Origin of the sequence: Bacillus sp. ISL-4 (assembly GCF_018613275.1) — a bacterium.
GTDB classification, from domain to species: Bacteria; Bacillota; Bacilli; order Bacillales; family DSM-1321; genus Peribacillus; species Peribacillus simplex_E.
This window is the reverse complement of sequence record NZ_JAGGQN010000020.1, coordinates 1-13,116: the sequence shown is the minus strand read 5'-3', so window position 1 is coordinate 13,116 and position 13,116 is coordinate 1. Positions and strand designations below refer to the sequence as shown.

Annotated in this window: 10 protein-coding genes and 2 pseudogenes; 6 read left to right on the top strand and 6 right to left on the bottom strand. The window is 36.9% G+C overall.

Translation table 11 applies throughout. The features are described 5' to 3' along the window. Positions 1–209 precede the first annotated feature (209 nt). Positions 210–956 carry a DUF421 domain-containing protein gene (locus J7J00_RS15685; protein ID WP_214792013.1) on the top strand — a complete coding sequence of 249 codons (747 nt, stop codon included), beginning with the start codon at positions 210–212 and terminating at the stop codon, positions 954–956. A 49-nt stretch (positions 957–1,005) separates the two neighbouring features. Here the strand turns inward: J7J00_RS15685 and J7J00_RS15680 are convergent. Next, positions 1,006–1,339 (bottom strand): annotated as a pseudogene (locus tag J7J00_RS15680) (YmaF family protein). 674 nt (positions 1,340–2,013) lie between these two features. Next, complete coding sequence (locus tag J7J00_RS15675; RefSeq protein WP_214792011.1) at positions 2,014–2,613, bottom strand: TetR/AcrR family transcriptional regulator; 600 nt, start codon at positions 2,611–2,613, stop codon at positions 2,014–2,016. Between the two features lie 219 nt (positions 2,614–2,832). Between J7J00_RS15675 and J7J00_RS15670 the strand changes: the two genes are divergently transcribed. Both J7J00_RS15670 and J7J00_RS15665 read left to right on the top strand, forming a co-directional pair. After that, the gene (locus tag J7J00_RS15670; RefSeq protein WP_214792008.1) at positions 2,833–4,341 is read left to right on the top strand and encodes a DHA2 family efflux MFS transporter permease subunit; all 1,509 of its coding nucleotides are present in this window, start codon (positions 2,833–2,835) and stop codon (positions 4,339–4,341) included. 156 nt (positions 4,342–4,497) lie between these two features. Continuing rightward, positions 4,498–5,751 carry a cytochrome P450 family protein gene (locus tag J7J00_RS15665; RefSeq protein WP_214792006.1) on the top strand — a complete coding sequence of 418 codons (1,254 nt, stop codon included), beginning with the start codon at positions 4,498–4,500 and terminating at the stop codon, positions 5,749–5,751. A 351-nt stretch (positions 5,752–6,102) separates the two neighbouring features. Here the strand turns inward: J7J00_RS15665 and J7J00_RS15660 are convergent, their stop codons facing one another. The 4 genes and pseudogenes from J7J00_RS15660 to J7J00_RS28130 all read right to left on the bottom strand — a co-directional run. Further along, entirely contained in the window at positions 6,103–7,320 is a 1,218-nt protein-coding gene (locus J7J00_RS15660; protein ID WP_214792312.1) for a Ger(x)C family spore germination protein, read from the bottom strand. A 377-nt stretch (positions 7,321–7,697) separates the two neighbouring features. Then, entirely contained in the window at positions 7,698–7,856 is a 159-nt protein-coding gene (locus tag J7J00_RS15655; RefSeq protein WP_214792004.1) for a hypothetical protein, read from the bottom strand. A 210-nt stretch (positions 7,857–8,066) separates the two neighbouring features. Beyond that, complete coding sequence (locus J7J00_RS15650; RefSeq protein WP_309487179.1) at positions 8,067–8,912, bottom strand: TVP38/TMEM64 family protein; 846 nt, start codon at positions 8,910–8,912, stop codon at positions 8,067–8,069. Positions 8,913–8,951: 39 nt separating this feature from the next. After that, positions 8,952–9,277, bottom strand: a pseudogene (locus J7J00_RS28130) (hypothetical protein); the annotation flags it as partial. 813 nt (positions 9,278–10,090) lie between these two features. On the opposite strand from J7J00_RS28130, the gene J7J00_RS15645 reads away from it, so the two are divergent. The 3 genes from J7J00_RS15645 (at position 10,091) to spoIIP (ending at position 12,992) form a co-directional block, all read left to right on the top strand. Continuing rightward, the gene (locus tag J7J00_RS15645) at positions 10,091–10,927 is read left to right on the top strand and encodes an alpha/beta fold hydrolase (RefSeq protein ID WP_214792002.1); all 837 of its coding nucleotides are present in this window, start codon (positions 10,091–10,093) and stop codon (positions 10,925–10,927) included. Between the two features lie 603 nt (positions 10,928–11,530). Continuing rightward, positions 11,531–12,070 (top strand): RNA polymerase sigma factor, encoded by a 540-nt coding sequence (locus J7J00_RS15640; RefSeq protein ID WP_286201387.1) that lies wholly within the window; start codon positions 11,531–11,533, stop codon positions 12,068–12,070. Next, positions 12,060–12,992 carry a stage II sporulation protein P gene (gene spoIIP, locus J7J00_RS15635; RefSeq protein WP_214791998.1) on the top strand — a complete coding sequence of 311 codons (933 nt, stop codon included), beginning with the start codon at positions 12,060–12,062 and terminating at the stop codon, positions 12,990–12,992. Before J7J00_RS15640 ends, spoIIP begins: the two co-directional genes overlap by 11 nt. The last annotated feature ends 124 nt before the right edge of the window (positions 12,993–13,116 follow it).

The window sequence follows — 13,116 nt, the reverse complement described above, 5'->3', positions numbered from 1 at the left end:
GATTGAGGAACAGGAATTTGCATCTCCGTATAGGTTAAACTAACTGACCAAGGCAATCCTGCCTTTCTTGACCTAACAATTAGGGGGCAGTTCAATTTAAGTCTTGTTTTTCTAAAATGATTTTCTTGACTTTTGCAAATCCAAAATATCCAGTTTAGATACGAATTAAACTTCTAATACTAAAGATAACTTTTATTCAGTTAGGACATTTGATAAAAGTTGGAATTTTTATAAGAGGTGATGCGAAATTGGAAACATTTTACCATACATTCTTGATTTTTGTTGTAGGATATTTATTTTTAAGGTTGAGTGGAAAAAAAGCAGTAGCTCAAATGCACTCTTTCGATTTATTATATATCCTTGTCCTTACCAATATCATCAGTACCCCAGTAGAGGTTAATAATTTGGGAAAGGCTATTACCTATGCTGGAATCACAGTAATTTTATATAAAATTTTTATACGTTTATCCTTACATAATAAATTAAGATGGATCTTATATGAAAGTCCAACGGTATTAATTCAAAACGGGGATATTGATAAAAAGGGGTTGAAAAAGGTGCGTATGCCAATAAATGAATTATTGGCACATTTAAGAGTAAAAGGGTTTACCGATACTCAAAACATTGCCATTGCAGTGATGGAGGAAACAGGAAGTATTAGTATTATTCCCAAGTCGGACTACCGACCAGTTCAACCTAATGATATAAATTTAAGTATCAAGAAAGAATATCTTCCTATCCCACTCATACTGGACAGTCAAATTGTTTACCATAATTTAAAATATCTACAATTAAACCAAAGTTGGCTAATTAACGAGCTCGAAAAAATGGGTGAAAAAATAGAGAATATTACATTAGCAACTTTTTTAGAAGATGGAAAGTTATTTATAGATAATAATGAAATTAAGGAACATAAAAGCGATCCTTATTACTACAAGCCAGGGAGAGATAATTAATTACAGGGAAGCCTTAATAAAGTAAAGTATTTGGAACAGTTGAATTACTTTACTTGTTTCCTGGAGCTGGCTGGTCAACGCCCTTCACCAGATGGCGATGTCCATTGGCCTCTGTTGTATAAAAATCATAATAATGAACATGCATTCCATTTCCTACAGGAATAGCGGGGTCGGAGTATGCCTGGTAATAGTAAGTATGGCCATCTTCATAGACAACATATCGTTCCGTGTAATGCACATGGTTATCATCTTTACTCATAACAGGAGGAGAAGTTACATCTAAACACTAATGAACATGGCCAGCATCAACAGATGTATAGTCAACAAATCCATGATTATGGTTTGGCACAAATCCTTTGAATAAAATCATCCTTTCCTACCATCTATCCACTGAGGGCGCTCCTCTTCAGTATGGTCGCCAAGAACTCCGCCTTTAAAGCACTGCATGCATACTACACGTTTTATAGTCTTGTATCATTTGAAGCACGGATTAGTCGGCAAAGCAACTAAATTACGGGCAAGGACCCTGTGGGGCAGCATGGCTGACATCCACCTCATGGAAAGGTTGGACGAAGGAATTTGAGAGCGAAGACTCTGTGAGGCATGGGAGGGTTGACCTCCATGAGAAATGTGGACATCCACCAGTGCAATCATAATTTAACTCATTCGCCAATTTATGTAAGTGAGTGGCTCATGACTATAAGTTCTTTTGCTTCATATTTCTAAATTTATCCTTATTAGAAAAATCGAACCGGATAAAATAGGCATAAACCTAATATAACTTACTATGAAATACTGAGAAAAACGAAGAAAACGGGAGTTTTTGCTTTCTTCATTGAGGGAGGTTAGTTCCACAAGAAAGTTTGTAGCACGGGAGAGATAAATGATAAAAACAAAGGAAAAACCGTTCAGTTTTCTGAACGGAAACACTCCGGTTTTTTATAGCAAAGTCCACTAAAAATAAGCCAGTTGATTTTAGAAAACCTTCTGGAATTTTTTGCGTAATCTATTAGATATACAAGAGTTAGAAACCATAATATGTACATTTTATAAATGATTAACTTTCTACATTTATCCTCCTTTGGTGAAGCAAAGAGAATTGTTTCGCTAGAAAAGTCGGAGTATATGGCATATCATTTTGAAGCCACGAAACGATTGTGCCTATTAAAGCTGAAGTTTCATACCATATCAAAATGTCTTCCTTTACAATTTCAGTTAGAATGTGGGATGACCTTCCGCTTTCCTCTATCTTAGTAACTATCCTTTCCCTTAAAAACATTGTTAGACGTTCTCTAAAGATAGGGACTTTCTTAGAAGCCAGAAGGTTCTTATAAAAATTCGAATGTTCAGCTATATGCTCAAGTAAATTTTCGACTATTTTCCAACTATTCTCCTCAGAGGATGTCTGGTCCGTTGGTGTATTACAAAAAATAGTTGAAATGTCTTCAATCATATCGTCTGCCATCTTTTCCAACATATCTGGAATATCACGATAATGTAGATAAAAGGTAACACGATTGATGGTTGCTCTCTCTGCCAATCGATTAACCGTTATTTTTTGCACATCCATTTCCTCAAGTAGTTCAACAAATGCATTTTTAATTAATTGTCTTGTACGGAGTATGCGAGGGTCTGTGTGAAGCTTTTTCTTTTCCATCAGTCTCTTTCCTTTCTTATCAAATAGTAAGCTACACTTCATAGTGTTACGTCGTATTTCTTCTCGATAAACAACATAAACCTTATTTTTGTAAATTAATATACACTTTTTGGAATTTTGTAGCTTGAAAACATTTTAAATTGTACTTATAATCTCATTTATACATTGTAAATTATACAACACAGTGTAAATTTAATCCACGATAGATCGAGAGGATGTATGAAATTGAGTAAGAATTCAACAATCAAAAATTCTATCAAAAAGGGACCAATCATGTTTGTGTTGATAATAGGTGCTTTCCTTGCCACGTTTAATCAAACAATCATGAGCGTTGCCATTCCGGAATTAATGAATGATTTTAATATTAAAGCTTCAACAGCTCAGTGGCTTACAACAGGTTATATGTTGGTGAATGGCGTTTTAATTCCTATTACAGCCTTTTTAATCCAGAGATTTTCCACTCGTCAATTGTTCCAAACTTCGATGATTATTTTTCTAGCCGGAACGATTGTTTCTGCAGTCGCATCCAATTTCCCTGTACTTCTGACTGGGCGGCTGATTCAAGCAGCCGGTGCTGGCATTATTATGCCTTTACTCATGAATGTTGTGTTATCCCTTTTCCCGCCAGAGAAGAGAGGATCTGCTATGGGTTACGTCGGGTTAGCGATTATTTTTGCGCCTGCAATTGGACCAACACTTACCGGCTATGTTCTTGAGACATTTCCTTGGCAAGCCATGTTTTATGGCATGATTCCATTTACAATTATTGTTATCATCTGCGGTTTTATTTATCTGAAAAATGTATCAGAACCTGTTCATTCCAAGGTAGACTTTATTAGTGTATCCCTTTCAACCATCGGATTTGGTGCTTTAATGTACGGCTTCAGCGAAGCAGGCAATGCTGGTTGGTCAAGTACAGAGGTAGTTGTTTCTCTAGTTATAGGAATCCTGGCCCTTGTCCTGTTTACTTGGCGGCAGCTGATCTCCAAAAATCCGCTACTGAATCTCCGAGCATTTAAATACAATATGTTCACCTTGACTACCCTTATAAGTATAGGTGTTACCATGATGATGTATGCAGATATGATGCTGCTTCCTCTGTACCTTCAAAATGCCCGCGGTTTTACTGCATTGGAGTCAGGAATACTGATGCTTCCAGGGGCACTCCTAATGGGGTTACTAAGTCCTGTAGTTGGAAAGCTCTTCGACCGATTTGGAGCCAAATGGCTTACTATTATTGGTATAGCAATTATTATCATCTCAACCTTTGGCTTTATAGATTTGACGGACTCGACCAGCTACACGTTTCTCATTGTGATGTCTACAGTTCGTCGTATTGGGATGGCTATGTTCCTTATGCCTGTACAGACTGCAGGTTTAAATCAATTACCATCCAGTCTTTATGCACATGGTACAGCTATTTCCAACACTATCAGACAAGTAGCTGGCGCAATAGGTACTGCACTACTTGTGACAGTAATGACAAACAGTACAAGTAATCATCTTCAGGACTTAGCCACGGGAGGAGCACGGGGTGAAACACAACAACATATGGTTATGGAAGCTTCTATCCAGGGGATAAATGACGCATATTTTGTTATTCTTATCATCGGAATTTTTAGTTTATTGCTTTCCTTCTTTATCAAACGTGTTAAGAACGCTTCCGAAGGAAGGCAACATAATTTTAAAGAAGCCAGTAAGAATTTAAGAGGCAAATCCACAATATAAAATATGTATAGAGGAAATGGGATGTTATTTAAAACTTAAAGATTATCATCCTGATAGTTTTTAAAAGGTATTTTTAGGTCAACAAATAATTCCTTGGACAATATTTAAACAAACAGATGACTCCCGTAAAGGGCACAATGAGAAAGGAAGGTTGTCATGAATAATTCAGATCGAAACTTACCAGAGAAATCCATATTGGACGTGTTTAGTGGTGAAAGTGGTGAAAGCCCATTTCCGATATTCGCTAAGATGCGGACAATGGGAGCCGTTATTCCTATCCCGTCTCCGATTAGTGGGATGGATGGCCAAGCATGGATGGTTACGCGTATGGAAGAAGCAATGCAGGTGTTAAAAGATCATGCCCGCTTTACTGTAGACGGGGGCTCCATCAATGGTAATAGTGATATCAGGCAAAAAAATGCTGATCCATCTGCTCCCCCTACCTTCCTTAACGCAAAATCCATGCTTTCTGTCGATGAACCCGATCATCGACGGTTGCGCAGGTTGGTGTCCAAAGCCTTTACGCCCAAATATATGGAAAGCTTACGCCCTTGCGTCCAGGAAATTGCTGACGAATTACTTGACCAGGTACAAGATAAAGGCGAGATGGACCTTGTCAAGGACTATGCCTATCCCTTACCAATCAACGTCATTTCTCACATGCTTGGGGTGCCTCAAACAGATCAGGTTCGGATTCGGGGCTGGTCTGAGGCCATCGCGCACGGACTGGGCCTAGGAAGACAAGACCCGGGGGTAGCAGAGCGGATACGAGACTTCGGGGAATACATCGTGCAGCTTGTCGCCGACAAACGTCAGCATCCTGCAGATGACTTGATTAGTCAGTTGGTTGCCATCGAAGAGGAGGGAGATCGACTCGACGAAGCGGAACTAATCTCGATGATCTCGCTATTGATCTTTGCCGGTCATGAGACAACCTCGAATCTGATTGCTACGGGCACTTTGATGTTGCTGGATCATCCTGAGCAACTGGAAATGGCAAAAGCCGACCACAGTCTCGTTCCTGCAGCTGTGGAAGAACTACTGCGCTTCAATGGGCCTGCCACAATCGCGGGACCACGTTTTGCCACTGAAGATATCGAGCTAGCAGGGCAACAAATCAAAAAGGGAGATATGGTTATTCCCGTATTAAAATCAACGAATCGGGATGAGCTCCAGTTTACGGATCCAGAGGGGCTGGACATTACGCGCACAATCAAACGTCATCTCGCCTTTGGACATGGCATTCATATGTGTTTGGGGGCGCCACTAGCCCGTGTGGAAGGAGACGTTGCGTTTTCCACCCTGTTGAGACGCATGCCCAACCTACGCCTCAGCGTCCCTCGGGAGAACGTCAACTGGCACTTCATGCTGAGTTCACAGGGGTTAACATCCCTGCCCGTCGCTTTTTAGTGGAGAGAAAGAACTCCCTACTTGACGGGTGTAAGTTCAAAAGCCAACCTTTCAAATTTTCACTGAAAGCCAAAACTAAAGTACTGATAAAGAGCTGCTCAAATGATGGGCGGCTTTTTTTATGGCCTGATTTCAAAAGCGGGGATACAGATACCAAAAGGTACAGTTATTGTTGGGTAATTTATTCTATATATAAGTAAACAACAAGTAGCCCCAAATACGTTTACGATTAGAGTATTTAGGTCCCATTAAAAAAAGATGTATAGACTTTTTGCAGTTTAAAAATCGTCTTTTAACCTATTCATTTTTTTTAATGGAGACTAGGAAGGTCAATGTGGTTATTCTGAGGGTTCACTTCTTTGCAGACCCTGAGGTTCCATAATTGTTAATCGTTAATTTTACATTGTAGTTGACCGGGGTTTCACTGAATGTTTGGTCCCAATCCTTTTTGACCTTCTTCCATACTTTTGGGTTCTCAATTCTCAATTGATTTCCGAAGCCAGCAACGTCCACTTGGTATTCTTTTTGCATTTTTTCTACTACATTCCTTACCAAGCGTTTCACTTCTTCCTCAGATGATTTTTCCACTTTTTTTAGAAAATCATTGTTAAATGGATTTCCCGAAACCACCCAATTTTCAGATAGCCTTCCCTCTGATTCAATGTTTACATCAAAAGAGATGTTGTTTCCATTAACTCGAGGTTTAATTCTGCTTTTCATGGACTCTATCTCATACACAATCTGCTGACCAGTCTCTTTATCATAGCTTTTCACTACACCGCCTTTTCCCTTGCCTGTAATCCACGTTACGCCTTCTAGTTCTTCCTCATTCAAAAAGCCAGTCATTTTGTGTGTCTTTCCATTGATCACAGCAGCTCCAACAAATTTGACTTCCCCATTCACTGATAGTACATTTTGCAACAGAAAACTAGATCCTGATTTGATCTTGCTTTCTACTTTAATAAGCGACATAGGAGGCAAAATCCTCGCTGTTCGATAGGTATTTTCTACAATGCCAACCAGACGAAACGCTGGAATTTCTCCTGCTGTCTTTGTTTCCAGTGTCTCATTTGCTTTTCCTATACTAATGAGCACAATACAGCTTGGTCTAATTTCATTATCACGAAGAACTTGATCAAGTAAATTTCCCAATTTAAACGATTTTGCAAGATCTTCACCTATTACAATCACTTTCATATGAGTACTTGTTATGGGATTTTCAATTTTTAATGAGAGTTCACGAATCATCTGATGGACGGAATCTCCAGTTTCGGAAATATTCATATAAGATTTTTGTTGTGGTCCGGCTTGTTTAGTTGTTGAACTTGCAACTTCTGGAGTGATAAATTGATAGGTTGAAGTAATCAGGTCTTCTTTTGAATAATATCCTTCCTTTTGTCCATTTAACTCTTTCTCAATGATGGACTCCTTGCCTTTATCGAATGCCAAACCTATACCTAAACTTTGCTCTTCAATTTCACGAGTGCTCCAACATCCTGTAAGAGATAAGAACAAGAGAACGGAGAGTGAAACGAAGAGGGGCCGTATATTGATTTGTGATTTTTTCATACTTTCCTCTTTTACTCTTGAGATAATAAGCAGGGGTAGCGGGAATAAACCGAATAACAACAATGAGCCATTGCCGACGGAATCTCCAAGTTTTAAAAGGTCATTGATATTTTTCGGTATCATGGCAATCATATAAAATCGGAAGCAAACTATAGATACTTGTGTGAATCCTCTTTTTCGAAAGTAATAAATCAACATGATTTATAATGTGCTGCTTCAAAGAATAGTATGCATGAAGTAATAGATATGAATAATTTACAAAAAATCTCACGTTATTACACACTATTCGAGATGAAAAAAACCTAAATTTAGCCTTGCTTTTACTCTTTTTAAAACTTGCGTTAAAGCATATAAAAAACCACTCTCAGAGTGGTTTTTTAATCTCGCATTGCTCCTGCCTCTCGGGAAGTCATTGCACCTTGTCCTTCGCTTACATCTTTTTGGATTTCTTGTTTTACTTTTTGTGCATCAGTTCCTGAAAATCCTGGTTTCATAATTGAACCCGAATTCTTTTTAGCTTGTTGATCCTGTTGCATACAAGTCCTCCTTATTCCATTGTTTAACACTCTTATTATTCACGAATGGTACTCAGTATATCCAGAGGATTTGAGCGGATATTAATACTAAAGGGGAAGGTTAGTTCCATAAACGTAGCAACAGTGTTATGAATGAATTTGATACCCGGTGTTTTTTTTATCACACAAAAAAACGCTCTCCTTTCCAGCGTTTTTCCCATAATACATGCTCTATTCTACTTTTCTTTTGTTTAAAAGCCATTTTACCCCTAAAGATAAAATGAACAATCCACCAGCAGCAAGTGACACAGACGAGATTAATTCCTGTCCTGTCAATGAAAGGGCTTTTGCCAATTCGACTGAATATGATAGGGACGAGGCTGTCATTAGTTTTGATAGTGAAGCAATCAGGATAAATCTGCTGAAAGATACTCCGCCTATCCCCGATCCGAGGCATATGATTTCATCTGGGAGAATCGGGATAACGAACAGAAGGAAAAGGATAGCCGTTTCATTTTTTTGCACATATTTCTGGTAGCTTTGCAAGTGCTTTTCTTTTACTAATCTTAATGCAAGCTTTTGCCCACCAATCCTTGCTATAAGGAACATGACTGCTATTCCGGAAATAGTTCCGAAAAAACTTAGATAAGTTGCGGTGAATGAGCCAAAAACTGCACTGCCTGCAGGAACCGTTAAAGCTTCAGGTAAGGGCAATACGATTGGCTGAAGGAAACAAATAAGGAGGAAAAGGAGTTTACTTAAGAAGGGGTTTCCTCCTAAAACGCTCCCAATACCGATCCCGTCTGTCAGAATCAAAAACTTTGTTGTATAAAAAATCAGACAGACAATAATCAAAAAAATGCTCAAGTACACTAGTGCGAGGCGTGTAAGTTTTAAATAGTTATCTTTTTTCATGATTATCAAAACAAGATTATTAGACAGAATGCTTATTAAAATGACTGTAAATATAACTTTATATATTGTCAGCAGCGATGGCAAAAACACAAAAATGCACATGGCTACAAAAGCGCCCATCAATAAATGCGTCCACAGCTCAGGTTTCTTTCCAAGAATCACAGTATTCTTTCTCCCTTTAAGTGAATTTTATTTGTATGATTAAGTGTACTGACAAAGCCAACTTAAGAAAACAGAACTGGGGTTTAATTGAAAGTAAGACCTGAGGTTTAGAATCCCTACTAGGACACGGGCGAGTTTTCCACATAGTTTCATGATAGATTTCATTTTCTTAATCTTCTTCACATTGACATTGTTGGAGTGTAGGACTTTAAACTCAGGGTTATTCATCACCAGACTCTTGGTCGCAAGGAAGGTTAACGCCGCAGTAGTGATCTTCCATGTTTGGAAAGGACAATTTGGCTTTTTCACATCCCGGAGCTTGCCTCAGCGAGATGCAATCGTGCATGACGAAGGAGCGCAAAGCCGAAAAATAACGAACTACAGGAATGCTATAGGGGCAGGATAGTTCAACAAGGAATTAGAATGAGACTTCATCCTGGAACTAGCAAGGAGTAAGAGGTGTTATAGGAATGGTTGTGGTTTTAACTAACATATTGCTACTTGGGGATTTGAACGTAAAGTTCAAAAAGACGAAAGGGATATATCTTTATTTGCAACCCTTTGTCTTACGTTAGTTGACTTTTCTATTGTTCATTTCTTTTCATCCAGACGTTATATTAACGGAGTCCATACACAAAAAGCCTTAGATTCTATTGAATTCAAGGCTTTTCGAAATATAACCTTATTTCCGCTTGACTTTTTTATTCCATTACTGGAACCTATTCCCACACTTGATAAAGTATAGTATCATGAATAGGTATTACAAACAAGGAGGGGATATGACCAAAAGCCATGCAAGCTAATGTCAATCCATTTCAAAAAGTACTAATTTCGAAAGTACACGAAAAGATTGACTTCAATCAGATCGCTTACTGACGAAAAAAGAAAACGCTATCTTCAGAACTATTTACGACAATTTATTCATTGGATCGATCACACTCCTGTTCTAGTTTAACAAAAGGAGATTATCAGTTTTAGATAAACTTCTTTTAAGTTTCATACATGATATAAAAGGTATTAGATGGGGAATTGTTACAAAAACAGAAAATGAATCATCGGAACAATAGGATTATTATGCTTGAAGTCCGCAACATGAAACGTGAATAAATAGGCTAAGGGGTTCATCCGTATTATTAGAGAATAGGATATATACCGGAATATTTTTTGGAGGTAGAAAAATGGCAAAAATTACTGTAGGAACTGAAAATGACACACCGATTGAACTATATTATGAGGATCATGGTACAGGGAAGCCGGTAGTATTAATTCACGGTTGGCCATTAAGTGGCCGATCTTGGGAATATCAAGTTCCTGCTCTCGTTGAGGCTGGATACAGAGTCATAACTTATGACCGTCGAGGGTTCGGGAACTCTTCTCAGCCATGGAACGGTTACGATTATGACACATTCGCTACTGATTTACACCTGTTACTAGAGCATTTGGATCTCCAAAATGTGACACTGGTCGGATTTTCAATGGGGGGTGGAGAAGTAGCCCGCTATATCGGAACTTACGGAACAAATAGAGTAGAGAAGGCTGTATTTGCAGGAGCTGTACCACCTTTTCTTTACAAGTCAGCAGAACATCCTGAGGGAGCATTTGATGATGCAGTCATTCAAGGATTAGAAAATGGAGTGAAAAATGATCGCCTAGCATTTCTTGATGAGTTTACGAGAGGATTTTTTGCTGCTGGAGATCGAACTGACTTAGTCAGTGAACCATTCCGACTTTACAATTGGGATATTGCAGCAGGTGCATCGCCTAAAGGGACACTAGATTGTATTTCTGCTTTCAGCAAAACGGATTTCAGAGGGGATTTAGCCAAGTTTAATATACCTACCCTTGTTCTTCATAGTGATTCAGATGCAATTGTTCCATTTGAATATAGTGGGAAGCTGACACATGAAGCAATTCCTGATTCAAAGGTAACTTTAATAAAGGGTGGTCCACATGGGTTCAATGCAACACATGCCAAAGAATTTAATGAAGCACTGCTAACATTTTTAAAGGGCTGATTACAAATGAACGAAAATTGTTGCAAACTGATCGATAAAAAACGTTTTTTTTGATGAAATCAACAATGAATATAAAAGAGCCACTTTATTAATGGGTGCGTTTGTTTATTAAGGAAGACAAAAAAGGTCAGCATTTTTTATAAAAGAACAAACCAATTTAATAGTAATATAAGGGCATGTTTTGATAATCTTTTTTCAAAACATGCCCTTTCTATTTATTCATTTATCTTCTTGTATTGATTTGATCAAACTTATTTTCAAAGCTACATAATAAATTTTCCTTTCAATCTACTTATCTAATTCATTTATTATACAACTTAAATTTTACAAACAAAATCCACTTAAAATAGCATTTTTAATTGTCTACTATGAGTGTACTCAAAATTCACATTTTTAAATGGGTGTTATTGTAACATTGTGTTAATAACTAATGGATTGGTTTATTTATTAAAGTTATTTCCCCGAATTAATTCAACGCATTATACAATAAATATAATTAATTCCAAAATATTCTAAATTAATATTGTTTTTTCGTTTTTAAAATTGTAACTTTTTGGATTCTTATTCGATTAATAAATGAACATAAAAAAAGGAGGGGTATTATTGCTTGATAAAGGTAAGTTAGACGAAAGTATCGAGATAATATATAACAGGTATTATCGTGATGTCTATAAGTTCTTAATTTGTTTTACTGGAAATCAAAACGATGCTGAAGACTTAACCCAAGATGTTTTTATACGGTTACTCATATCTCAATCTAAATTTAACAGGCAATGTACATTAAAAACGTGGATTCTTTCTATAGCAAAACACGTAGCAATTGATCATCACAGAAAAAAAAGGTTTTATTCTGTATTTAAAGAAAGCTTTTTTAAACAACTTGTTTCAAATCGAAAAATTCCTGATGAGATTCTACAAGATAATGAACGTACAAAAATATTGCAACAGGCTATACAGTCATTAAAACCTATGTATAGAAGCATCGTTATTCTAAGGGGTATAAATGAATTTTCCATTAAGGAAACCGCAGTAATATTGGAGTGTAATGAAACAAAAGTCAAGGTTGATTACCATAGAGCATTAAAAGTATTAAGAAAGAAACTTACTGTTTCCATAGAGGAGGTTTTCGAGAATGCAAAATGATAATGAAATTTTTGGAGAGATTAAACACTCCCCCGATTTAAATCCAAGATCAGAATTTGTAGATGATACAAGACAACTACTAATTAAAAAAGCTAACCATATAAGCAAAGTAAGTAAAATAAAGAAACTTTCTTATTATTGGTCCGTAGCTATTGCTACAGTGGCAATAGCTGCGTGGACTTTTCTTTTTGGAGGAAATCAGTATATTGTAAAATCTTATCATACTGTAATGTCAGCCATTCCTAAAAATAATGAGGAAAGCATGACTGCTTCAAATAAAAATCCTTCTGTATTTATTTACCACACCCATACCACGGAATCCTTTACACCGTTACTTGAAAATAAAAACATAGATGAAGCATACGATGAGAATAAAAATATTACGATGGTAGGTGCAGAACTAACTAGTGAATTAAAGAAAAAAAATATTAATGTATTGCACAGCACCACGGATTTTCACAGAATACTTCGTAACCGTGATTTAGATTACTCAAAAATATACGATATTTCAGGGAAAGAAGTACAAACTGTTCTTGATAAAAGTAAGAATTTAAAATTAATTATAGATATTCACAGAGATACTCAACTAAAAGATGCTACAACCATTAGAATAGATGGAAAAGACGTAGCCAGTGTGTCTTTTGTTGTCTCGGAAAACAGTCCTAATTTTAAAGAAAACCGAAAAATCGCAAATCTCTTTCATCAAAAATTAGAAAAGAAGTATCCTGGACTTTCTAGGGGAGTCTTACTGAAAGAATCACAAACAAAAAATCCTTATAAACAAAAATTTTATAATCAAGACTTATTTGCGAACTCACTTCTCCTTCAAATTGGAGGGGTAGAAAATACAATTGACGAAGAAAATAGGAGCGTTGAATTACTAGCAGAAATTATAGATGAACTACTAATGGAACTTCATTAATAAAAATTAACCATAGATATAACACCCGTCCTTACCTCATATACTAAAAATTTTATCATTCAACCCTACAATAAGTCTTATTGAACGAACGGGTGCGTTAGCTAAAGATCGGAGCTGTCTTTAA

Excerpts from the sequence above, each read along its gene's own strand:
- J7J00_RS15660 (WP_214792312.1), bottom strand. The coding sequence starts at position 7,320 with ATGAAAAAATCACAAATCAATATACGGCCCCTCTTCGTTTCACTCTCC.
- J7J00_RS15655 (WP_214792004.1), bottom strand. The coding sequence starts at position 7,856 with ATGCAACAGGATCAACAAGCTAAAAAGAATTCGGGTTCAATTATGAAA.
- J7J00_RS15670 (WP_214792008.1), top strand. The coding sequence starts at position 2,833 with ATGAAATTGAGTAAGAATTCAACAATCAAAAATTCTATCAAAAAGGGA.
- J7J00_RS15675 (WP_214792011.1), bottom strand. The coding sequence starts at position 2,613 with ATGGAAAAGAAAAAGCTTCACACAGACCCTCGCATACTCCGTACAAGA.
- J7J00_RS15665 (WP_214792006.1), top strand. The coding sequence starts at position 4,498 with ATGAATAATTCAGATCGAAACTTACCAGAGAAATCCATATTGGACGTG.
- J7J00_RS15645 (WP_214792002.1), top strand. The coding sequence starts at position 10,091 with ATGGCAAAAATTACTGTAGGAACTGAAAATGACACACCGATTGAACTA.
- spoIIP (WP_214791998.1), top strand. The coding sequence starts at position 12,060 with ATGCAAAATGATAATGAAATTTTTGGAGAGATTAAACACTCCCCCGAT.